A 23,660-nucleotide genomic window follows, 5' to 3' on the forward strand; every position below is an offset into this window, starting at 1 on the left:
ATGACAGCCTACGGAGAACTCGACCTCATTAAGGAATCCATGAACTGGGGAGCCGAGCGTTATTTTACCAAGCCGTTTGACGTCTTTGAAGTGCGAGACGCCGTTCAGCAACTTTTAAAGCAGTAAACAAGGAAGAAGTAGCGTAAGTACTGGGTTTTTGATATAGTATAAAGGATATTCGCTTTAAACATTGCTGAGGAGGAATACTAAATGCCATTGGTTTCAATGAAAGAAATGATGATAAAAGGAAAAGAAGAAGGATATGCAATCGGTCAATTCAACTTAAACAACTTGGAGTTCACGCAAGCTATTCTATTAGCTGCACAAGAAGAGAACTCTCCGGTCATTTGTGGAGTTTCTGAAGGAGCAGCCCGTTACATGGGTGGATTCACAACAGTTGTGAATATGGTCAAAGGATTGATGCATGATTACAAAATCACTGTACCTGTAGCAATTCACTTGGACCACGGTTCAAGTTTTGAAAAATGCAAAGAAGCGATTGATGCTGGATTCACTTCAGTTATGATCGATGCATCCCATCACCCATTTGAAGAAAACATCGAAATCACGAAACAAGTGGTTGAATATGCACGCCAACATAATGTTTCCGTAGAAGCGGAATTAGGTACTGTCGGTGGACAGGAAGATGACATCATTGCAGATGGTGTTATTTACGCTGATCCAAAAGAATGCAAGCAAATGGTCGAGCAAACTGGAATCGACTGCTTAGCACCAGCTCTTGGTTCGGTCCACGGTCCTTATAAAGGTGAACCAAACCTAGGATTCGCGGAAATGGAAGAGATCTCTCAGCAATGTGACGTGCCGCTTGTATTGCACGGAGGAACTGGAATTCCGTTAAAAGACATTCAACGTTCTGTTTCACTTGGTACATCAAAAATCAACGTGAACACAGAAAGCCAGATTACATCGGCTCAAGCAGTCCGTGACACATTAAACAACGATCCGGATGTTTACGATCCGCGTAAATACATGGGACCAGCCCGTGAAGCGATCAAAAAGACAGTTATCGGTAAAATGCGTGAATTCGGTAGTTCAGGAAAAGCTTAATAAGAAGACAAAAAAAGATGGGGGAGAAGTTTCCGAAAGGCACCTTCTCTTTTTCCCGTCATACTGGAGGAGAAAAAACTATGAAGTTTTTCATCGATACAGCAAATTTTGACGAAATTAAAGAAGCACATTCGTGGGGTATTCTTTCAGGTGTTACAACAAATCCATCGTTAGTTGCAAAAGAGAAAAACGTTTCATTCCACGATCGCCTAAAAGAAATCGCAGCACTTGTTGACGGTTCTATCAGCGGAGAAGTTATTGCGCTTGATGCTGAAGGCATGATCAAAGAAGGCCGCGAACTGGCTGATCTTGCTCCAAATATTACAGTGAAATTACCGATGACACCAGACGGTTTGAAAGCTTGTTCGGTTCTTGCTTCAGAAGGTAAAAAAGTAAATGTTACCTTGATTTTCAGCGCGAACCAAGCTTTGCTTGCAGCACGTGCTGGAGCGGCATACGTTTCGCCATTCCTTGGACGCCTTGACGATATCGGACACAACGGCATGGACTTGATTGCAACAATTGCTGAGATCTTTGCTATCCATGACATTTCTTCAGAAATTATCGCTGCTTCAATCCGTCACCCGCAGCATGTTACAGACGCTGCTTTGAATGGTGCACATATTGCGACAATGCCAATTAAAGTAATGAACCAAATGTTCAAGCACCCATTAACAGACCAAGGAATCGACGCATTCCTTGCTGACTGGGAAAAACGTTCTGTAGAAGATGCTGTAAAATAAAGAAAAACTTCAATATAGTGGGGGCCATCTCCCGCTAATTGATAGTTGATCCAATCGGACTTTTATGGTCAGTAGACTTCCCGCTAGCATAAGTAGGAGTCGTACTTGACCGTTAAAGCGGGATACAGAGAAACTTCAATCAGTGGAGCTTCTCCGCTGATTGATAGTTGATCCAATCGGACTTTTATGGTCAGTAGACCTCCCGCTAGCATAAGTGGGAGTCGTACTGACCGTTAAAGCGGGATAATTTAAAGTTGTGATCGGCCATCATTTCAAAAGCCGAACCAATGGAACTTTTCAAGACAAACAAGCTGTCCGAAAAGTGGATAAAGGAGAAATTTAATGGATGTTTATAAAATAAAGGGCGGCAACCGCCTTTCCGGAACAATAAAAGTCAATGGCGCTAAAAACAGTGCAGTAGCCTTGATTCCTGCTTCGATTTTGGCGAACTCGCCAGTATCGATCGAGGGATTGCCGGGAATTTCCGACGCATGGACACTAAAGAGTATTTTGGAAGAAATCGGCGGGGAAGTGACATTTGAAGACGGAACGATGAATATCGATCCGACAAAAATGATTGATATGCCTTTGCCGAATGGCAATGTGAAAAAATTGCGTGCTTCCTATTATATGATGGGAGCAATGCTTGGCCGCTTCAAGCATGCGGCGATCGGTCTGCCGGGCGGCTGTTTCTTAGGACCCCGTCCAATCGATCAGCATATTAAAGGGTTTGAAGCGCTTGGCGCCAAAGTGACGAATGAACACGGTGCCATCTATTTGCGTGCCGATGAACTTCGCGGAGCTAAAATTTATTTGGACGTTGTCAGCGTCGGGGCAACAATCAACATCATGCTGGCAGCTGTTATGGCCAAAGGGCAAACGACTATCGAAAATGCTGCAAAAGAACCGGAAATCATTGATGTCGCGACTTTATTAACCAATATGGGCGCGAAGATCAAAGGAGCCGGAACAAATGTTATCCGGATTGATGGCGTGGAAGAATTGCACGGCACCAATCATACAATCATTCCTGACCGCATCGAAGCTGGTACTTTCATGATCATGGCAGCCGCAGCAGGAGATGGTGTGACCATCGATAACGTAATTCCTTTCCATATGGAAGCGTTGACTGCTAAACTGCGTGAAATGGGCGTAGATGTCCAGGAAGGCGAAGAATCGATTTATATTCCTAAATCTGAAAATTTGCATGCTATTGATGTGAAGACATTGGTTTATCCTGGATTCCCAACAGACCTTCAACAGCCGTTTTCTGTGCTGATGACCCAGGCTCAAGGATCTTCCATGATTACCGATACGATTTACTCTGCGCGTTTCAAGCATATTGATGAATTGCGCCGGATGAATGCAAGCGGGCGTGTTGAAGGAAGAGCGGCAATTATTACAGGTCCGACTCCACTGACATCTGCAACCGTAGTAGCATCCGATTTGCGCGCAGGAGCGGCTTTGGTTATTGCTGGACTGCTGGCAGAAGGCGAAACTGAAATTCGCGAAATTTACCATATCGAACGGGGCTACTCGTCCATTATCGAAAAATTGCGGGGCCTTGGTGCCGATATCCGGAGAGAGACGATTGATCCGGTGACAAGCATGAAGTCCGACCTTAGCCAGGACGCAAATTGATTCTCTTTTAGCATAAAATTATGTGCTACAATTAATGAGGACATAGCTAAAGCTGAACGGGAGGAACAAATGGTATGGAACGAAGTCTATCAATGGAATTAGTGCGCATCACAGAAGCGGCAGCAATTGCTTCTTCAAAATGGATGGGCCGCGGCATGAAAGTTGAAGCGGATGATGCAGCTACAACGGCAATGAGAACGGTATTTGATACTATTCCAATGCGTGGTGTTGTTGTCATCGGTGAAGGTGAGATGGACGAAGCGCCAATGCTTTATATCGGTGAAGAATTAGGAACAGGCAACGGTCCAGAAGTGGACGTTGCGGTAGATCCTTTAGAAGGTACAAACATTGTGGCAGCAGGAGGATGGAATGCTTTGGCAGTCCTGGCAATTGCTGACCGTGGAAACCTTTTGAACGCACCGGATATGTATATGGAAAAAATTGCGGTTGGGCCGGAATCAGTAGGCAAAATCGACATTAATGCTCCAGTCATCGACAATCTTCGTGCAGTGGCAAAAGCCAAGAATAAAGATATCGAAGAAGTTGTAGCTACAATTATGGATCGGCCACGCCACCAGGATATCATTGATCAGATCCGTGCAGCCGGAGCCCGTATCAAATTGATCGACGACGGCGATGTCGCCGGTGCGATTAATACGGCATTCGACCAGACAGGCGTTGACATTCTATTCGGAACTGGCGGAGCACCTGAGGGCGTAATCGCTGCAGTCGGCTTAAAATGCCTGGGCGGCGAAATCCAAGGGAAACTGGTTCCACAGAACGAAGAAGAAGCGCAGCGCTGCATCGATATGGGTATTGATGTGAGCAAAGTTCTGATGATGGATGACCTCGTCAAAGGGGACGATGCTATTTTTGCGGCTACAGGCGTTACAGACGGTGAATTATTAAGAGGTGTTCAGCTGAAAGGCGGTTTCGCGGAAAGCCATACATTGGTTATGCGTGCGAAATCAGGAACAATCCGCTTTATCGAAGGGCGTCACAGCCTGCAGAAAAAACCAAATCTCGTAATGAACGATTAACGATCCTACTTCATAAAATGAGTCCGGCAATTTGCCGGACTTCTTCTTTAAAGATCTTCTCAATCATTCACTACTGATCCTCAAATCTTATAAGTTGAATCAAAAAAGTATTTTGCACATTGCGAGTTCAAAGCGAGCCAATGTTTTCTCCCTGTTTTATAAAAGTTGTAAACTAAGATAGGGGAAACTGCCTCAGTATAAGTAAAGTTAAAGTACGAGCATAGAGTTTTCAGAAATGCTTTTATAAATATTACTGGGTGAGGAACATTACTTCAACTTATGGAATAAATGATGTAAAAAAATAGTGCCTTCATTCAACTTATCTACAATCCTTAAAAATAATACGAATAAGTGTGGTGTCCGATACATGGCAACGATAACGATCTCCGCTTTGGAGAATATGACTTTAAAAGAGCTTTATAATCTGGCAAAAGAATACAAACTGATCAACTACAGCAAGCTGACCAAAAAAGAACTGATTTTCGCGATTTTGAAAACACGTGCGGAACAAGAAGGTTTCTTTTTTATGGAAGGTGTTTTGGAGATCATCCAATCAGAAGGCTTTGGCTTCCTGCGTCCGATCAATTATTCACCAAGCTCACAGGACATCTACATTTCCGCTTCCCAAATCCGTCGTTTTGATTTGAGAAATGGCGATAAAGTTTCGGGTAAAGTGCGTCCGCCGAAAGAAAATGAACGTTATTTCGGCTTGCTTCAAGTGGAAGCAGTAAATGGTGAAGACCCGGAAGTAGCCAAAGAACGCGTTCATTTCCCTGGATTGACTCCACTTTATCCAGACCGCCATATTCGTCTGGAAACAACGCCAGCTCATTTATCCACTCGGATTATGGATTTGGTTGCGCCTGTAGGCTTTGGGCAGCGTGGACTTATCGTTGCACCGCCAAAAGCTGGGAAGACGATGTTGCTGAAAGAAATCGCCAATTCGATTACAACCAATCATCCGGAAGCGGAATTGATTGTCCTGCTGATCGATGAGCGTCCGGAAGAAGTGACGGATATCGAGCGTTCGGTTAATGCGGATGTGGTGTCTTCGACATTTGATGAAGTTCCTGAAAATCATGTCAAAGTTGCAGAACTTGTGCTTGAACGTGCCATGCGCCTTGTTGAACACAAGCGCGATGTTGTTATCTTGATGGATTCCATCACGCGTCTCGCCCGAGCATATAATTTGGTCATTCCACCAAGTGGTCGTACACTATCAGGAGGGATTGATCCAGCAGCTTTCCATAGACCGAAACGCTTTTTTGGAGCGGCCCGCAATATCGAAGAAGGCGGCAGCTTGACGATTTTAGCGACAGCTTTAGTAGAGACCGGCTCACGTATGGACGAAGTCATTTACGAGGAATTTAAAGGGACAGGCAATATGGAATTGCATCTGGACCGCTCTTTGGCTGAACGCCGCATTTTCCCGGCACTTGATATTCGCCGTTCCGGCACACGCAAAGAGGAATTGCTGATCGAACCCAAGCAGCTTGAAAAACTTTGGTCGATTCGTAAAACCTTCTCGGATTCACATGATTTCGGGGAGCGCTTCCTGAAAAAGCTGAGTCAAACGGATACGAACGAAGAATTTTTTGAGCAATTGACTACGGAAATGAAGACCCACCGCAGCAATAAGAAGATGATTTAATTGCTTGCAAATGATGCGGGAATTTGATATGATTATGAGAGTGAATTAAAGCAAAGCTATTGCATATACGGTCTAAAGAACCGTGTAAGGCAATAGTAAAAATAGATTAAACTCTGTTCCAGATGGTTCAGGGCGAGAGGAGAAAAAATTATGAAAACAGGTATTCATCCAGATTACAAACAAGCTACAGTAACTTGCTCATGTGGGAACACTTTCACAACTGGTTCTGTAAAAGAAAACATCAACGTTGAGCTTTGCTCTGAATGTCATCCATTCTACACTGGACGTCAGAAATTCGCAGCAGCTGATGGCCGCGTAGACCGTTTCAACAAAAAATACGGCTTAAAAGAAGAAATCAACGAGTAAATAAAAATATACCTGCCTAGCGCGAAAACGCCTGGCGGGTATTTTTTTTTCGTCTTATATCTGAAAAACAGCTTACATATTCCGAAAAATAGCAAGCAACCGTATTATTTTGGTATGATTAAAACAACAAAGTGTTTGAAAGGGGTCTCACCTATGTATGTCATGAAACAAACAGGATGGGTCGAATTGATCTGTGGCAGCATGTTCTCCGGGAAATCGGAAGAACTGATCCGCCGCGTCCGCCGTGCTCAATTTGCAAAACAAAAAATCGCTGTATTTAAACCGAAAATCGATGACCGCTACAGCAAAGAAGCGGTAGTTTCGCATAATGGAACAACTGTAATCGCCTTGCCAATTTCTCATTCTACTGAGATGTGGGAGTATATTACCGATGAATTCGATGTCATTGCCATAGATGAAGCTCAGTTTTTTGATGAAAACATTATTGAAAATGTACAGAAACTGGCTAACCACGGTTTCCGAGTCATTGTTGCTGGACTGGATCAGGACTTTAGGGGTCTTCCATTCGGGCCCATGCCATCTCTGCTGGCAATTGCTGAACAAGTAACAAAACTTCAAGCCGTCTGCACAGTTTGCGGATCTCCGGCAAGCCGGACACAGCGTCTCATTGACGGAAAACCGGCAGGATCTGATGACCCGACAATTCTGGTCGGCGCATCAGAAGCCTACGAACCGCGCTGCCGCCATCACCACGAAGTGCCGACTGGCGTTACTGTTAAGTGAATAATAACTAGTTTTAGTAGTTCTAAAGAAATCATTTAGAGCGGAAGCTTTTTGCTGCCTCCGCCGCCTTCTATACTTCCATTTAAGAGTCATAAGAATAATGAGTTAAAATGACAATTCCATTTAAACTTACGATAAATCTATTATTGAATCATATTGAAAACTTGATTAATAATTTCATTTACTATGATATGGAGCAAATTAGCGGAGACTCCCGCGGAAAAGCGAAGTGGCGAAATCCACTTGAGCGTCATACTCAAGTTAGTCCGGCGCAAGCCCGCAGGAAAGCGGAGCTAGTTTGCGGAATATCAATTTTAACTGTAAAAAAATAGAACTCGAGGTGACACCCATGTTTGATCGATTACAATCAGTAGAAGATAGATATGACCGTTTAAATGAATTACTGAGCGATCCTGACATCGTCAGCGATACCAACAAGCTGCGCGAATATTCAAAAGAACAATCCGACCTGCAGGAAACGGTCGAAACTTACCGTGAGTATAAAGATTTAACAACACAATTGGCAGAAGCAAAAGCCATGTTCGACGACAAGATGGACGGTGACATGCGTGAAATGGTCAAAGAAGAAGTCAATGAATTGGAAGGGCAGATTACAATTGTCGAAGAGCGGCTGCACAAGCTGTTGATTCCAAAAGATCCAAACGATGATAAAAACGTCATCATGGAAATCCGTGGTGCCGCGGGTGGAGATGAAGCGGCCTTGTTTGCCGGCGATCTTTATCGCATGTACACCCGGTTTGCCGAAACAAATGGCTGGAAAGTACAAGTGCTGGATTCGAGCCCAACCGGCCTGGGTGGATTCAAGGAAATCGTCTTTATGGTTACAGGAAAAGGCGCTTACTCGAAGTTGAAATACGAAAATGGAGCCCATCGCGTACAGCGTGTTCCAGAGACAGAATCTGGCGGACGCATTCATACCTCTACAGCTACGGTTGCTTGTTTGCCGGAAGTTGAAGAAGTGGAAATTGATATACATGAAAATGATATCCGTACAGATACTTACGCATCTTCCGGCGCTGGGGGACAATCGGTCAACACGACAATGTCAGCTGTCCGCTTGACGCATATTCCAACAAATACTGTGGTAACGTGTCAGGATGAAAAATCACAGATTAAAAACAAAGCAAGTGCAATGAAAGTATTGCGTGCACGCGTCTACGAGAAATTTCAGCAGGAAGCTCAAGCTGAGTATGATGCGGTCCGGAAATCGGCAGTTGGAACGGGCGACCGTTCTGAACGGATTCGGACATACAATTTCCCTCAAAACCGTGTGACGGATCACCGGATCGGTTTGACGATTCAGAAGCTGGACCAGATTCTACAGGGCAAAATGGACGAAATCATCGATGCCTTAATCGTAGAAGAGCAGTCTGCGCGTATGGAAAGTTTGAACAATGACCAATCTTAAGTATGTTTATGAGGCCCTCAAGAGGGCTTCTTCTTATTTAGAGGAGAACGGACGTGAAGAAGGAGCTGCACGCATTCTTCTTCAACACGAATTGGGCCTCTCGTATTCAGGTTTAATTGCTGCGATGCGCGACGAAATCAGTGAAGAGCAGTTTAAAGAGTTCTGGGTGAAAGTTGAGCAGCACGCTACCGGAATTCCGGTGCAGCATTTGACCGGAAGTGAAGAATTCTATGGAAGAAACTTTCTGGTGAGTCGGGATGTATTGATTCCAAGGCCTGAAACAGAAGAGTTGATAGAAGAAACTTTACAGCTGATTAATCGCTATATGGCAAAAAAAAAATTGGCCATCGCCGATATTGGAACAGGAAGCGGTATTATTGCCATTACGCTTAAATGTGAGTTGCCGGAAGCACAAGTTACAGCGACTGACATTTCCCAGCCCGCACTGGAAATGGCAGCCCGAAATGCCAAGCGTTTGGATGCAGAAATTGATTTTCGTTTAGGAGACTTAGCTGAGCCAATTGAAGACGAAAAATGGGATGTCATTATATCCAATCCGCCTTATATTGGTTATAGCGAAGCAGCTGGTTTGTCAGACAGTGTCAGGGAGTTTGAGCCGCATCATGCTTTGTTTGCGGATAAGGAAGGCCTCGCTCTTTACGAAAAAATGGCAATGCAATTTCCGAAATTGCTCAATAATCCAGGTATTATCGGATTTGAAATAGGTTATCAACAGGGACCAGCGGTCGAAAAGATGCTAAAAGACGCTTTTCCCACAGCCATCGTTTATAGTAAGAAAGATATCAACAAGAATGACCGGATGGTTTTTGCCATAATAGAGTAAGTTACACACAAATTACGCACAAACGACAATGGTTTATCCACTGTTTGTGGATAAAAGGTGAAAAACCCTGATAAATAGGAGTTGTTCATGTGAAAACGGAAATTATTTTTGTGGATAAAAATGTGGATGAAGAAGAAAATTATGCACAGGCTGTGGAAATCCTGCGTGATGGTGAAATTGTGGCATTTCCGACTGAAACGGTTTATGGATTGGGCGCAGATGCTACAAATCCGGAAGCGGTCAGCAAAATTTTTGAAGCAAAAGGTCGGCCTTCGGACAATCCTTTGATTGTCCATGTCGATTCAAAAGAAACCGCTCTAAGTTATGTACAGGAAGTTTCACCAAAAGCGCTGCAATGCATGGATGCATTCTGGCCAGGCGCCTTAACGCTGATTATGCAGGCGAAACCTTCGAGATTTGCGAGCAATGTTACTGCAAATCTTGATACAGTCGGGATTCGTGTCCCGAATCATCCAGTGGCATTAGGGTTGTTGCGCAAGCTGAAATTGCCATTGGCGGCTCCAAGTGCCAATACCAGCGGCAAGCCCAGCCCGACTTTGGCAGAGCATGTCTATCACGATATGGAAAGTAGAATTCCTTTGATTTTAGACGGTGGAGCGACAGAAATTGGCATCGAGTCAACAGTTCTGGACATGACCAGTGAACCGCCGGTCATTTTACGCCCCGGAAAAATTTCAAAAGAACAAATTGAAAACGTCATCGGCACGGTTCGATCCGCATCTGAAAATAAAAACAATGTACCCAAGTCTCCAGGGATGAAATATGCCCATTATGCGCCTACGGCTCCATTGTATTTGATTGAGAATGAAGAAGGTTTGATTGAAAAAGCGATTGAGCACGTTCAGAAAAAAGGGAAAAAAGTGGCTGTTATCAGCGCCACCGAATATCCGACAGCTGACTTTCATTTTCCGCTATCCATGGAAACCCTATACGCCAGTTTGCGGAAATGCGACTCGACAGATGCCGACTTGATTTTGGCATCCGTCGAAAAAAATGTTCAATCCAGTGATGCACTGATGAATAGGCTTGAAAAAGCAGCGGACCATAAATGGTTCAGCTGATTTATTGAAAGGAGATGCAGAATGAGGATTCTTTTTGTTTGTACAGGCAATACATGCCGAAGCCCGATGGCTGAAGCCATTTTGACTGCCAGAAATCTGACGGGAATCGAAGCTCGTTCTGCAGGCATATATGCAGGCAGAACACCGCTCTCCCAAAATGCGCATACTGTGTTAACCCAACAGCAAATTTCTTTTACCCATACCTCTAAGCCGCTCGATACGGAAGATATGTTATGGGCAGAAGTGATCTTAACGATGACCAATTCACATAAAATGACGCTTTTGCAGGCATATCCTGAAGCCGCTACAAAGCTTTATACGCTAAAAGAATTCACCGAAGGTTCTGCAGAAGATATCAGCGATCCTTACGGAGGTCCACTGAAACTTTATGAGGATACATTTCAGGAACTCAAGGCTTTAATCGATAAATTAATCGTCAAAGTGACATGAATGAAAAAGACAGACATGCTCAATGAGGCTTAGTCTGTCTTTTTTGCGTAAAAATGATAGAATAAATTAAAAGCGTAAAGGAAATTCGGCATAATTCGACAATGGCGCTTTTGCTGATTTATAAATTAGAGTTTAAGAAAAGAGGGTATATCATGAGAGTGGCAATTTCATCAGATCACGGCGGCAATACTTTGCGAAAAGAAATCGTTAACCTAATGAACGAAATTGGGATTGACTATCAGGACTTTGGTCCGCATACAGACGATTCAGTAGATTATCCAGACTATGCAAAACCGGTTGCTGATCGTGTAGCAAACGGGGAATTTGAACGGGGAATTTTAATATGTGGAACCGGCATCGGCATGTCCATCTCGGCCAATAAAGTCAAAGGCATCCGTTGTGCACTTGTTCATGATGTGTTCAGTGCAAAAGCGACCCGAGGACATAATAATTCAAATATCTTGGCGATGGGTGAGCGTGTTGTTGGACCAGGACTTGCGCGTGAGATCGCCCAAACTTGGCTGACGGAAGAATTTGAAGGCGGCAGACACGAAAAACGCATCCAAAAAATCACAGACCTCGAAAAATAAGGAGGAGTCGGCATGCAAACTTTATGGCAATTACAACTTGAAGAGGTTTTAAGCGAATTAGAGCAGCAGATCGAATTCAGGAAAGGCCAAGTGTTTGTAGTCGGCTGCTCAACATCAGAAGTAGCAGGAAAGCGGATCGGAACCGGTGGCGGTTTGGATATAGCAGAAAGCCTGTTTGAGCCTTTGGAAAAATTTGCGGCACGCCATCATATCTTCCTGGCGTTTCAAGGGTGCGAACATATCAACCGTGCATTGACGGTGGAGCGGCAGGCAGCTAGTAAATATGGCTGGGAACCTGTTTCGGTGATTCCGGTAGCAAAAGCGGGTGGTTCGATGAGCGCATATGCTTTCAGTAGTATGGCCGACCCGGTCGTAGTGGAAGAAATTCAAGCCCATGCGGGAATCGATATCGGACAAACAATGATTGGCATGCATTTGAAAAGAGTTGCCGTTCCACTGCGAACATCTGTTAAACTAGTAGGTGAAGCGATTGTGGCAGCTGCAACTACACGTCCGAAATTGATCGGCGGTGAACGTGCGAGCTATAATCGTGAGCTTGTTCAATCACGGGAGGGATATACAGATGGAATTGATTAAGGCGCAAGACCCAGCAGTATATGAAGCGATGAACGCAGAAAAAGGAAGACAGGAAGCGAATATCGAATTGATCGCTTCTGAAAACTTTGTCTCACAAGCAGTTATGGATGCACAAGGATCAGTATTGACCAACAAATACGCGGAAGGCTATCCGGGCAAACGCTACTACGGAGGCTGCGAATTTGTGGACGTTGTTGAAAACATTGCCCGCGACCGCCTTAAGGAAATTTTTGGCGCGGACCACGCGAACGTTCAACCACACTCAGGATCACAGGCCAACATGGCTGTTTATACAGCAGTTTTAGAAAAAGGCGATACCATTCTTGGGATGAACTTGAACCATGGCGGGCATTTGACACATGGCAGCAAAGTGAATTTCAGCGGTATGCAATACAACTTCGTTGAGTATGGTGTTACAGAAGAAGAGCAATTGATTGATTATGAAGCAGTCCGCCAGGCAGCATTGGAACACAAACCGAAAATGGTGGTTGCTGGAGCAAGTGCTTATTCACGTCAATTGGATTTCGCTAAATTCCGCGAAATCGCTGATGAAGTTGGAGCATACTTGATGGTTGACATAGCTCATATTGCCGGTCTGGTCGCTACTGGAGCTCATCCTAATCCTGTCCCTCATGCCCATTTTGTTACATCGACGACGCATAAGACACTTCGCGGACCACGCGGTGGGTTGATTCTCTGCAATGAGGAATTTGCGAAGAAAATCGATAAAACTATTTTCCCGGGAATTCAAGGCGGCCCGCTTATGCACGTAATCGCAGCAAAAGCTGTAGCATTCGGTGAAGCGCTGCAGCCGGATTTCAAAACCTATATTGAACAAGTCGTGAAAAATGCTAATGCACTCGCTGAAGGTTTGATTTCAGAAGGTGTGGACATCGTCTCAGGCGGGACAGATAATCACTTGCTGCTGCTCGACCTCCGCTCGTTGAAACTGACAGGGAAAGTCGCAGAGCATGTGCTTGATGAAGTTGGTATTACGACAAATAAAAATACTATTCCATTTGATCCGGAAAGCCCATTTGTCACTTCCGGCATCCGACTTGGAACTGCAGCCGTTACATCCCGTGGTTTTAAAGAAGAGGAAATGAAAGAAATTGCTTCTATTATGGCAATGCTTCTGAAAGACCCGGAAAATGAATCTGTCAAGAAAGATGCTGCAGAACGTACAGCCAAATTGACTGCTGCGCATCCACTATATAAATAAGTGAATACAGCTGCCGGAGCAATAGTTCTTGGCAGCTGTATTTTTACTCTACATAAGCTATACTGAAGGCCTAGCATGTCAAAAGATTCAAGAAAAAAATGTCTAAAGAAATCCCAATTACCCACTATTGTTTAAAGTTTCCATAAAATTCTTAGTTTTGTCTTGAATGGCATAAGAGGTATAGGAGAGCAATTTCTTTTATTCATTTAAATACATAGGATTTCAACAGGAGGGACGCGTCGTATGCACACGCATGAATTGAAGAGAGATAAAAAAGTAATCATGGAGTGGTTGCGCCGTCTTGGTGTTGAATTCCATACATCGTTTTTAGTAGTTAATTCGGAGATGGAAGACCAGCCTATTGTTTATGCCAATGAAGCTTTTTACAAAATGATTGGCTATAGCGAAGCGGAAACGCTCGGACGAAACGGCCGTTTTCTCCATGGAGAAAAAACGGCAAAAGAAGCTAGTGAGAAAATTCGCGACTGCGTGGACTCGGGAGAAAGCGGCATCGTTGAAATCGTCAATTACCGAAAAAATGGTACGCCTTTCTGGAACGAAATAACAGTCCAGCCTTTGTCATTTCCAGAGAAAAATTTTAAGTTCACCTTGATGCTGCAGCACGACATCACCGACCGTAAGCGTGCGGAGGCTCTGATTAAGCTCCAAAAAGAGACCTATACAGGAATTGAAAAAGGCTATATGCTCAGCATGCTCTTGCAGAATATTTGCCAAACCACCGAATCTTTCTTCATTGACGGTGCAAAATGCACCATTCTTTTGATTGATGAAACGGAACTTTACAAAATTGGCGCAGCGAATTCCATGCCGAAGGATTTCCAGGAGGCTATCAATGGACTTGTGGTAAAAGAAGATATCGGAACTTGCGGTGCAGCCTTTCATAAGCAACAACCGGTGATTGTCGAAGACATGAGTACGGACTACCTATGGCGAAATCATCAGCAATTGGTGGAAGAGTATGACCTGGTCTCGAGCTGGTCAATTCCAATTTTCAGTGTAGAGGGAACTGCCATCGGTACGTTCGGCATTTACTTTCCTGTGGCATTGTCTCCGCATGAAAATGATTTGGAATTTATGGAGGAAGTCGCTTCGATTGCCTCACTGGCGATCAAATACTCCCGGCAGCAGGAAGAAATTTTGCAGCTTGCTTATACCGATGGAAACACGGCGTTACCCAACCGCAATTATTTCAGAACCGAAATTGCTGAATTGCTGATGGAAGAGAAGGAAGGCTTTGTCGCTTTTCTTGCCACAGATGAATTTACCAAAGTAGTAGATCAATACGGCCATCACGCAGGTGATACCATCATACGTGAAATCAGTAAACGTTTGATGCTGACACAAAACTCGGCGAATGATTTGATTGCGCGCTTTTCGGATTCCACACTTGCCATGTACAGCATGACCCCGTTCACAAGAATTCCGGAATACCTGGATCAGCTTTTGCAGGGACTGGTCGAACCTATTACTGTCGGAGACATGGAATTGTTTTTGACCTTGAAAATGGGTGTTGCTATCGTTACACCTCATCAGAGAGATTCGGAAGAATTAATCCGGTGTGCGGACAGCGCATTGTCGCAGGCCAAGCTTCAAACCGGCGAAGCGATCTGCTATTTTGAAAGTGAATACGATGAGTTCATGATGAAGGATTTACGTGTTGCAAACGAATTGACAGCGGCACTCAGACGCAATGAAGTCGGTGTTCATCTGCAGCCGAAAGTCGACTTGGCAACTGGTGAGATTATAAGCTTTGAAGCGCTGGCCCGTTGGACATCACCGGATCTTGGCACGATCCCTCCGGATGTCTTTATTCCAGCTGCAGAAAAAAACGGCAAAATTCGTATGTTGGAGCAGAATGTTTTGAAGCAGGTGCTGGAATGGATGAAGAAAAGAGCGGACCAAGGCTTGAAGCTTCGGCAAGTGGCCATCAATATATCGGCCGATCATTTTTTTCATCATTCCTTCGTCCCCTATTTGATGGACATGACAGCCGCATATGGCATCGATTCTCAGTGGATTCAATTGGAAATCACTGAACGCATCGGTTTTGTCGATATCGAAACGGCGAATAAAGTATTCAAGCATTTAAAACATTGCGGCTTTACGACATCGATCGATGATTTTGGAACCGGTTATTCTTCGCTCAGCTATTTGCAGAAGCTGCCTGTCGAAGAACTGAAAATTGACCGTTCCTTCATTTCAAATATGGAAGAAGCCGGTACTTTGGCAATTATCCGGACCATTATCCAGCTCGCGGAAAACTTGGACTTGCGTGCCGTTGCAGAAGGTGTAGAGACGGAAAAAGATCGCCAGACCTTGCTGACCCTAGGATGCAAAGTGGGGCAGGGGTATTTGTTCTATAAACCGATGCCTCTTAATGAAGCGTTCTTATTATAGAAGAAACGCTTTAGGTTGAAGAACTTTATAGGTGCCGATAAGATTTGATGATTGATAGGAAGAGCTGCTTCATGAAATGTCTTCTAGGAAGTTCGCAGATCAAACTTCTGGCATTCAAATAAAAGCTTAGAGACCGTAATTTATAAACAAAGTGAAAAAAACCGGGGAATTATTTCCTGGTTTTTTTCTTTGGAGAAATAAAGCATAGGCGAAAATAACTGAATAATGACAAAGCGGGATCTGGCAACTTGAGCCAATGATTTTCTGTTATACTATTTAAGATAATGTTCAAAAAGGAGAGATAGGCCGTGGGAAAAGTATACGTTTTTGATCATCCGCTGATTCAGCATAAGCTGACGTACATCCGTGACAAGTCGACAGGGACGAAAGAGTTTCGTGAATTGGTTGATGAAATTGCTACATTGATGGCTTTTGAAATCACACGTGATTTGCCGTTGCAGGAAATCGAGGTAGAGACGCCGGTTCAACTGGCAACTTCCAAAGTTCTTGCAGGAAAAAAATTAGGTGTCGTACCTATTTTGCGTGCAGGCATCGGCATGGTCGATGGAATTTTGAAACTGATTCCAGCTGCTAAAGTCGGACACATCGGTTTATACCGCGATCCGGTTACCTTGCAGCCGGTCGAGTATTACTTGAAATTGCCTTCCGATGTACAAGAGCGGGACTTCATCGTTGTTGATCCAATGCTTGCGACAGGCGGTTCTGCAATCGAAGCAGTCAACTCAATGAAAAAACGCGGCGCTACGAAAATTCGTTTCATGTGCATCATTGCAGCTCCTGAAGGTGTAGAAGCACTTCAAGAAGCGCATCCAGATGTCGACATCTACATTGCAGCACTTGATGAGAAGTTAAACGAAAAAGGATACATCGTTCCAGGTCTTGGAGATGCTGGAGACCGATTATTCGGAACGAAATAAGAGAGCGGGGTACATCAGCTTGACGAAAAAATGGAAAGTAATGACGATATTTGGTACGCGTCCAGAAGCCATTAAGATGGCACCGCTTGTGTTGGAACTTCAAAAACACCCTGAGACCATCGAACCGTTGGTAACGGTGACAGCACAGCACCGTGAAATGCTGGATCAGGTGTTGGATACGTTTCAGATCACGCCTGATTTTGATCTGAACATCATGAAGGACCGCCAGACATTGACCGACGTCACAATGCGGGCAATGCAAGGGCTGGATACAATCATGAAAGAAGCCAAGCCGGATATCGTACTCGTGCACGGCGATACAACCACAACCTTCGCTGCCAGTCTTGCTGCTTTTTATAATCAGGTGGCCGTCGGACATGTGGAAGCAGGTTTGCGTACGCACAATAAATACTCACCTTATCCAGAAGAAATGAACCGTCAGCTGACGGGAGTCATGGCGGATATTCATTTTTCGCCAACTGAAAAATCTGCTCAGAATCTGCTGGATGAAAACAAGAAAGAAGAAACAATCCATATCACGGGCAATACAGCCATCGATGCACTTCAAACAACCGTGCGCGAAACATATACGCACCCAATTTTGGAGAAAATCGGCACTGACCGCATGATCCTATTGACGGCACACCGCCGCGAGAACCTCGGCCAGCCGATGCGCAATATGTTCCGGGCCATTAAACGCCTGATTGAAGAGCACGATGATATTCAAGTGGTTTATCCGGTACATATGAACCCTGCTGTGCGTGAAGTGGCAGACGAAGTATTAGGCCGTGATCCACGTATCCATTTGATTGAACCGCTGGAAGTTCTGGATTTCCACAACTTTGCGGCTCGCTCGTTCTTTATTCTGACTGACTCAGGCGGAATTCAAGAAGAAGCGCCTTCACTTGGCAAGCCGGTACTGGTCTTGCGCGATACGACTGAGCGTCCTGAAGGCATTTCTGCTGGAACCTTGAAACTTGCAGGAACAGACGAAGAAACGATCTACGGAATGGCGAAAGAATTGCTGACGGATGAAGAAGCTTATAAAGCCATGTCCCAAGCATCGAATCCATATGGAGACGGCAAAGCATCCGCCCGGATCGTTGAAGCATTGCATGGTTATTTTTCAAAGCTGTAAAGAAAAAACAGCCGATTCCGCATTTCTTTTCAAAGTTTGTCGACAATATGTCAGTGGAAAATCGCTTGTGAAGTTTTTCACTTCTACTAATTGACATGATTTTACCCCTATTGTATGCTTACAAAGGGTATGCATGAGAAGGTTTTCTTACATAGATTATGTGGTCTTGGAAGCCTGATGCGACTGCTCTTTTTAAGGGTTTAATGTCAAATCAACGAAGTTCGAGGGAGTTATCATGCGCCCAACAAAAAGTCCCTTACAAGCGATGGCAATTTACAGCGCCATCCTCTCACAACTTGTCGGGTCCGTGCTCATCGGTGTGTTCACAGGTATGTGGCTCGATGAAAAAGTCGGAACCGCACCGTTTTTCATGATCATCTGCCTATTCATAGGCATCGCTGCCGGTGTTTGGGCAATGCTTCAGACTGTCCGCAAATTCGAATCAGGAGACAAGTAGAAAATGGATGGACTCAGGGAGATTTATACAAGGCTGAAAAAGATGATTTTTTTCATCTGGGCGTTCTGCGTTATTGGTTGGGGGTTTACCCCTTATCAAGAAGTGTTCGCAGGTCTCATAATCGGAACTTTGTTCGGCATTTACAATATGTGGATCCTGGTTCGTCGGATGGAGAAATTCGACCGTGCGGTGGCTGAAGGCTCGAAAGTTCGTTCGCTTGGAACGGCATTGCGGTTTGCATCAGGTGTTGCAGCTGTGGCGATTGCCATTTTATTCGCAGAGCACATTCACTTGGTCAGTACGGTAATTGGGTTGATGGTCCCTTATGTTCTGTTATTAACAGAGCGGATTGTTTATCACGTGAAACACCATTAACAAAGTGGAAAGAGAGGTGAAACTATCGTGGAACATGGCGCTCCTATGCTCGAGGTGTTCGGGATCTGGTTCAACTTATCGAACGTTATGATGCTACTTGTGGCCGCTCTTATCGTATTCCTTATTGCTTTTTTCGCTACACGAAACTTGCAGCTCAAACCGACGGGCATGCAAAACTTCATGGAATGGATCATGGATTTCGTGAAAGGGATTATTAACAGCAATATGGACTGGAGAGATGGTGGCCGATTCCATGTTCTTGGAATTACTCTGATTATGTTCATTTTTGTTTCGAATATGTTAGGGCTTCCATTTGCAATAGTTGTCAATGACAATCTTTGGTGGAAATCACCGACAGCCGATCCTACGGTAACAATGACGTTAGCCGCAATGGTACTCATCTTGAGTCATTATTACGGCATCAAGCTGAAGGGGTTAAAAGGATATTCAGCCGGCTACATCAAGCCAATGAAATTCTTATTCCCACTGAAAGTCATTGAGGAATTCGCAAATACGCTGACACTCGGTCTGCGTCTTTACGGTAACATCTATGCGGGGGAAATCTTGTTGACTTTGTTGGCAGGCCTCGCATCAGCAAGTATTTTCGGATTTGCAGCAGCCATTCTGCCAATGATGTTATGGCAAGGGTTCTCGATCTTTATCGGGGCGATCCAAGCGTTTATTTTCGTTATGTTGACGATGGTCTATTTATCGCATAAAGTTGCCGACGACCATTGAGTATAAAACTGCTCGTAGAGCAAACAAAAAAACAACTATCCTGAGGAGGACACATTACAATGACAGGTTCATTAGGTTTATTAGCAGCAGCAATCGCAGTAGGTTTAGCAGCACTAGGTGCAGGTATCGGTAACGGTCTTATCGTTTCAAAAACAGTTGAAGGTATCGCTCGCCAGCCAGAAGCACGCGGCGTTCTACAAACAACAATGTTCATCGGGGTTGCATTGGTTGAGGCATTGCCGATCATCGCCGTAGTTATCGCGTTCATCGTTATGAACCAATAGTATTTATACAAAAAGTTAAATGGTGGGGATGCTTCGATATGGTTTTCGCCATTTAAACTTGTATGAAGCAATTTGCTTTTGAAAATCCATCTTACACAGACAAAGATCTTACTATAGAAGAAATTGTATTTTAGGCTCTTGAAGGGAGTGAAACAATCGTGTTTTTTGATCACCTCGTACTCGGTGCAACCGGGGAGTTTTTGAATATTGGAGACATTATCGCAACACTTGTCATCTTCATTTTGCTAATGTTGCTTTTGAAGAAATTCGCATGGGGTCCTTTGATGGGCGTAATGCAACAGCGTGAAGATTTGATCAAGAGTGAAATCGAAACTGCTGAAAACAGCCGTCTAGAATCACAAAAATTGCTTGATGAGCAGCGCAGCCTTCTAAAAGATGCGCGTACACAAGCACAAGAAATCGTCGAAAACGCTAAAAAGCAAGGCGAAGTTTCGCGTGAGGAAATCATTACGACAGCGCGTGCTGAGTCTGGCCGCATGAAAGAAGCTGCGGTTCAAGAAATTGCCAACGAAAGAGATAAAGCTATTTCAGCTGTTCGTGAAGAAGTTGTGGCATTGTCATTGCTTGCTGCTACGAAAGTGCTTGAAAAAGAAATCTCTGAGGAAGACAACCGCCAGTTGATTAATGAAACGATTGCGAAGGCAGGCGAAGTTCAGTGAGTCAAGTTGCAGAACGCTACGCTCTAGCATTGTTCCAAGTCGCTCAAAAGCATGAATCGGCTTTGGAGGTAGAACAGGATCTTCGTGAAGTGAAAAAAGTCTTCGAAATGACTCCGGAGCTTTACAATTTGATCATTTCTCCAAAACTTTCAGCTGATAAAAGAACAAACTTGATCAATGAAGTATTTAAAGAAGCGAATCCGCTTGTCGTAAATACACTTCAATTGATGGCAGAACGCAAACGATTGAATGAAGTCGGCTCTATGGTTGACGAGTTCGTCGCATTATCCAATAATGCACAGGGAATTGAAGATGCAAAAGTATATTCTACACGTCCTTTGACGGAAGAAGAGCGCGCATCCATTTCTTCGGTTTTCTCAAAGAAAATCGGCAAACAATCTTTACGAATTGAAAACATCATCGATCCATCGTTAATCGGCGGATTGCGTCTTCAAATCGGAAACCGCATTTACGACAGCAGTGTGAGCACCAAATTGTCACGCCTGCAGCGTCAATTAATCGGTTAATTTATGAAATTATGAGAGGGTGACATACATGAGCATCAAAGCTGAAGAAATCAGCGGTCTGATCAAACAACAGATTGAAAATTATCAATCAGAGATGAAAGTTGACGACGTTGGTACAGTAATCACCATTGGTGATGGTATCGCGCGCGCTCATGGCCTCGACAACGTCATGGCTGGAGAACTTGTAGAGTTCTCAACTGGTGTCCTTGGTATGGCGCAAAACTTGGAAGCCAACAATGTTGGTATCATTATCCTTGGCCCTTACACAGACATTAAAGAAGGCGATGAAGTACGTCGGACTGGCCGCATTATGGAAGTACCGGTAGGACCTGAACTTATCGGACGTGTAGTAAATCCACTTGGACAGCCTGTTGACGGTCTTGGACCAATCAACACGACAAAATCTCGTCCAATTGAAAGCCCTGCTCAAGGGGTTATGGCCCGTAAATCGGTACATGAACCACTTCAAACAGGCATCAAAGCGATTGATGCACTTGTGCCGATCGGCCGTGGACAGCGTGAATTGATCATCGGTGACCGTCAGACAGGTAAAACTTCTGTAGCAATCGATACGATCTTGAACCAAGCTGACCAAGACATGATCTGTATTTATGTTGCAATCGGACAAAAAGAATCTACTGTACGTAACGTAGTAGAAACTTTCCGCAAAAACGGAGCGCTTGATTACACAATTGTTGTAACGGCTTCCGCTTCACAACCAGCTCCATTATTGTTCCTTGCTCCTTACGCGGGCATCACAATGGCTGAGGAATTCATGTTTGAAGGCAAGCACGTGTTGATCGTCTATGATGATTTAACAAAACAAGCATCTGCTTACCGCGAACTTTCACTATTGCTTCGTCGTCCACCAGGCCGTGAAGCTTACCCAGGAGACGTTTTCTACTTGCACTCACGGTTGCTTGAACGTGCTGCGAAGTTGAACGAAACTCTTGGAGCAGGATCAATCACAGCATTGCCGTTCGTTGAAACTCAAGCTGGCGATATCTCTGCATACATTCCAACAAACGTTATCTCGATTACGGATGGCCAGATCTTCCTTCAATCGGATCTATTCTTCTCAGGTGTACGCCCAGCAATCAATGCGGGTCTTTCTGTATCACGTGTTGGTGGTTCAGCTCAGATCAAAGCAATGAAAAAAGTTGCGGGTACATTGCGCCTTGACTTGGCTGCTTTCCGTGAACTTGAGTCATTCTCTCAGTTCGGTTCAGATCTTGATGCTGCGACTGCTGCGAAACTTGAGCGCGGGAAGCGTACAGTTGAAGTCTTGAAGCAGGACTTAAACAACCCGATCAAAGTTGAAAAACAAGTTGTGATTTTCTATGCGTTGACTCGTGGATTCCTTGACGACATCGCCATCAACGATATTTCTCGCTTTGAAGCTGAATTGACAAGCTGGTTGGATTCTAACCACACAGACATTTTGGATACTATTCGCACAACTCAAGGTTTGCCTGCTGACGACGCATTTGGTGCAGCGATCAACGAATTCAAGCGCACATTCGCAAAATCAGAGTAAAGAGAAACTGTATTCAGTGGGGGGCTTTAACCCCACTGAATACTAGTTGATCCAATCGGACTTTTACGGTCAGTTGATCTCCTGCATGTAAATGCGGGAGACATACTGCCCGTTAAAGCGGGGTAATACCGGGTTCGAATATGAAGAAAAAATAATAAGGTGGTGAAATACCAGTGGCATCTTTACGCGATATAAAAACACGTATTACGTCAACCAAGAAAACGAGCCAGATTACACGAGCCATGCAAATGGTTTCGGCATCTAAACTAAGCCGTGCGGAAGTGAACGCGAAAGCGTTCGTTCCTTACATGAATAAAATACAGGACGTGGTAGCATCCATCGCAGCTGGGTCTGCGGACACAAGCAACCCGATGATGACTGCACGCCCTGTAAAGAAAACAGCTTATTTAGTAATCACATCGGATCGTGGCCTTGTAGGCGGATATAACAGTAATATTCTTCGTACTGTCATGAACAGAATCCGTGAACGGCATACATCCAATGACGACTTTGTTATCCTAAGTGTCGGCCGGAAAGGGAAGGAATTCTTTACAAAACAAGGAATGACCATTCTCGAAAGTGCAATTGCGCTTCCTGACCATCCGACATTTTCGGACATTAAAGAAATAACGCGCAAAGCTGTTGGTATGTTCTCAGATGGTACGTATGACGAAGTCTATATGTATTACAATCACTTTGTTTCAGCTATTCAACAAGAAGTCACAGAGACAAAAGTCTTGCCGCTGACGGATATTCAACCGACAGGGTCTACTGCATCGTATGAGTTTGACCCTTCAGCAGAAGCGATTTTGGAAGTTCTTCTTCCACAATACGCGGAAAGCCTGATCTTTGGGGCCGTTCTTGACGGCAAAGCAAGTGAACATGCTGCATCCATGACTGCAATGAAGAGCGCGACCGATAATGCGTCTGACTTGATTAATGGATTGACACTTCAATACAACCGTGCACGCCAAGCGGCAATCACTCAGGAAATCACTGAGATTGTCGGCGGAGCAGCTGCATTGGAATAAAAAATGGAAGTGCCCATGCAGATGGGCACTGAAGTTTGCTTATCTATAAATTGCGAACATCCCTGATGGG

Annotated in this window: 25 protein-coding genes and 1 pseudogene; all 26 read left to right on the forward strand. The window is 44.4% G+C overall.

Translation table 11 applies throughout. The annotated features are described in order from the left end of the window. Positions 1-126: pseudogene (locus FQV26_RS18965) on the forward strand (response regulator); the annotation flags it as partial. An 84-nt stretch (positions 127-210) separates the two neighbouring features. Further along, positions 211-1,068: a class II fructose-bisphosphate aldolase gene (locus FQV26_RS03855; RefSeq protein ID WP_146556046.1), complete on the forward strand. Its 858-nt coding sequence runs from the start codon at positions 211-213 to the stop codon at positions 1,066-1,068. 80 nt (positions 1,069-1,148) lie between these two features. After that, on the forward strand, positions 1,149-1,811 hold the full coding sequence (gene fsa / locus FQV26_RS03860; protein ID WP_146556047.1) for a fructose-6-phosphate aldolase: 663 nt from the start codon (positions 1,149-1,151) through the stop codon (positions 1,809-1,811). A 342-nt stretch (positions 1,812-2,153) separates the two neighbouring features. Continuing rightward, on the forward strand, positions 2,154-3,452 hold the full coding sequence (locus FQV26_RS03865) for a UDP-N-acetylglucosamine 1-carboxyvinyltransferase (protein WP_146556048.1): 1,299 nt from the start codon (positions 2,154-2,156) through the stop codon (positions 3,450-3,452). Between the two features lie 74 nt (positions 3,453-3,526). After that, entirely contained in the window at positions 3,527-4,492 is a 966-nt protein-coding gene (gene glpX, locus FQV26_RS03870) for a class II fructose-bisphosphatase (RefSeq protein ID WP_146556049.1), read from the forward strand. 367 nt (positions 4,493-4,859) lie between these two features. Further along, entirely contained in the window at positions 4,860-6,143 is a 1,284-nt protein-coding gene (rho, locus tag FQV26_RS03875; RefSeq protein ID WP_146556050.1) for a transcription termination factor Rho, read from the forward strand. Between the two features lie 150 nt (positions 6,144-6,293). Beyond that, entirely contained in the window at positions 6,294-6,509 is a 216-nt protein-coding gene (gene rpmE / locus FQV26_RS03880; RefSeq protein ID WP_146556051.1) for a 50S ribosomal protein L31, read from the forward strand. 153 nt (positions 6,510-6,662) lie between these two features. Continuing rightward, positions 6,663-7,253: a thymidine kinase gene (locus FQV26_RS03885; protein WP_146556052.1), complete on the forward strand. Its 591-nt coding sequence runs from the start codon at positions 6,663-6,665 to the stop codon at positions 7,251-7,253. A 349-nt stretch (positions 7,254-7,602) separates the two neighbouring features. After that, complete coding sequence (gene prfA / locus FQV26_RS03890; protein ID WP_146556053.1) at positions 7,603-8,682, forward strand: peptide chain release factor 1; 1,080 nt, start codon at positions 7,603-7,605, stop codon at positions 8,680-8,682. Beyond that, complete coding sequence (gene prmC / locus FQV26_RS03895) at positions 8,669-9,526, forward strand: peptide chain release factor N(5)-glutamine methyltransferase (RefSeq protein WP_146556054.1); 858 nt, start codon at positions 8,669-8,671, stop codon at positions 9,524-9,526. Before prfA ends, prmC begins: the two co-directional genes overlap by 14 nt. A gap of 89 nt (positions 9,527-9,615) precedes the next feature. Then, positions 9,616-10,608, forward strand: coding sequence for an L-threonylcarbamoyladenylate synthase (locus FQV26_RS03900; protein ID WP_146556055.1), 993 nt, complete (start codon positions 9,616-9,618; stop codon positions 10,606-10,608). Positions 10,609-10,629: 21 nt separating this feature from the next. After that, on the forward strand, positions 10,630-11,058 hold the full coding sequence (locus FQV26_RS03905) for a low molecular weight protein arginine phosphatase (RefSeq protein WP_146556056.1): 429 nt from the start codon (positions 10,630-10,632) through the stop codon (positions 11,056-11,058). Between the two features lie 152 nt (positions 11,059-11,210). Further along, the gene (gene rpiB, locus FQV26_RS03910; protein WP_146556057.1) at positions 11,211-11,648 is read left to right on the forward strand and encodes a ribose 5-phosphate isomerase B; all 438 of its coding nucleotides are present in this window, start codon (positions 11,211-11,213) and stop codon (positions 11,646-11,648) included. A 12-nt stretch (positions 11,649-11,660) separates the two neighbouring features. Next, entirely contained in the window at positions 11,661-12,245 is a 585-nt protein-coding gene (locus FQV26_RS03915; RefSeq protein ID WP_146556058.1) for a TIGR01440 family protein, read from the forward strand. Further along, positions 12,232-13,467, forward strand: a complete 1,236-nt coding sequence (gene glyA, locus FQV26_RS03920) for a serine hydroxymethyltransferase (protein ID WP_146556059.1) — start codon at positions 12,232-12,234, stop codon at positions 13,465-13,467. The genes FQV26_RS03915 and glyA overlap by 14 nt, the downstream gene beginning before the upstream one ends. A gap of 243 nt (positions 13,468-13,710) precedes the next feature. Further along, a complete protein-coding gene (locus tag FQV26_RS03925) occupies positions 13,711-15,885 on the forward strand; it encodes a bifunctional diguanylate cyclase/phosphodiesterase (RefSeq protein WP_146556060.1) in 2,175 nt (724 codons plus the stop codon). 308 nt (positions 15,886-16,193) lie between these two features. Beyond that, the gene (gene upp / locus FQV26_RS03930) at positions 16,194-16,823 is read left to right on the forward strand and encodes a uracil phosphoribosyltransferase (protein WP_146556061.1); all 630 of its coding nucleotides are present in this window, start codon (positions 16,194-16,196) and stop codon (positions 16,821-16,823) included. A gap of 19 nt (positions 16,824-16,842) precedes the next feature. Then, the gene (gene wecB / locus FQV26_RS03935) at positions 16,843-17,961 is read left to right on the forward strand and encodes a non-hydrolyzing UDP-N-acetylglucosamine 2-epimerase (protein WP_146556062.1); all 1,119 of its coding nucleotides are present in this window, start codon (positions 16,843-16,845) and stop codon (positions 17,959-17,961) included. 235 nt (positions 17,962-18,196) lie between these two features. Then, positions 18,197-18,418 (forward strand): AtpZ/AtpI family protein, encoded by a 222-nt coding sequence (locus FQV26_RS03940; RefSeq protein WP_146556063.1) that lies wholly within the window; start codon positions 18,197-18,199, stop codon positions 18,416-18,418. Between the two features lie 3 nt (positions 18,419-18,421). Beyond that, on the forward strand, positions 18,422-18,793 hold the full coding sequence (locus tag FQV26_RS03945; RefSeq protein WP_146556064.1) for an ATP synthase subunit I: 372 nt from the start codon (positions 18,422-18,424) through the stop codon (positions 18,791-18,793). Positions 18,794-18,820: 27 nt separating this feature from the next. Next, positions 18,821-19,531, forward strand: a complete 711-nt coding sequence (gene atpB, locus FQV26_RS03950) for a F0F1 ATP synthase subunit A (protein ID WP_146556065.1) — start codon at positions 18,821-18,823, stop codon at positions 19,529-19,531. Positions 19,532-19,590: 59 nt separating this feature from the next. Beyond that, on the forward strand, positions 19,591-19,815 hold the full coding sequence (gene atpE / locus FQV26_RS03955) for a F0F1 ATP synthase subunit C (RefSeq protein WP_006829234.1): 225 nt from the start codon (positions 19,591-19,593) through the stop codon (positions 19,813-19,815). Between the two features lie 158 nt (positions 19,816-19,973). Next, positions 19,974-20,495 carry a F0F1 ATP synthase subunit B gene (atpF, locus tag FQV26_RS03960; RefSeq protein WP_146556066.1) on the forward strand — a complete coding sequence of 174 codons (522 nt, stop codon included), beginning with the start codon at positions 19,974-19,976 and terminating at the stop codon, positions 20,493-20,495. Beyond that, positions 20,492-21,022: a F0F1 ATP synthase subunit delta gene (locus FQV26_RS03965; protein WP_146556067.1), complete on the forward strand. Its 531-nt coding sequence runs from the start codon at positions 20,492-20,494 to the stop codon at positions 21,020-21,022. Before atpF ends, FQV26_RS03965 begins: the two co-directional genes overlap by 4 nt. A gap of 28 nt (positions 21,023-21,050) precedes the next feature. Beyond that, positions 21,051-22,559: a F0F1 ATP synthase subunit alpha gene (atpA, locus tag FQV26_RS03970; protein WP_146556068.1), complete on the forward strand. Its 1,509-nt coding sequence runs from the start codon at positions 21,051-21,053 to the stop codon at positions 22,557-22,559. Between the two features lie 173 nt (positions 22,560-22,732). Beyond that, positions 22,733-23,590, forward strand: a complete 858-nt coding sequence (gene atpG / locus FQV26_RS03975) for an ATP synthase F1 subunit gamma (protein ID WP_146556069.1) — start codon at positions 22,733-22,735, stop codon at positions 23,588-23,590. The last annotated feature ends 70 nt before the right edge of the window (positions 23,591-23,660 follow it).

It is taken from the genome of Planococcus sp. CPCC 101016 (assembly GCF_007859295.1).
Classification (GTDB): domain Bacteria; phylum Bacillota; class Bacilli; order Bacillales_A; family Planococcaceae; genus Planococcus.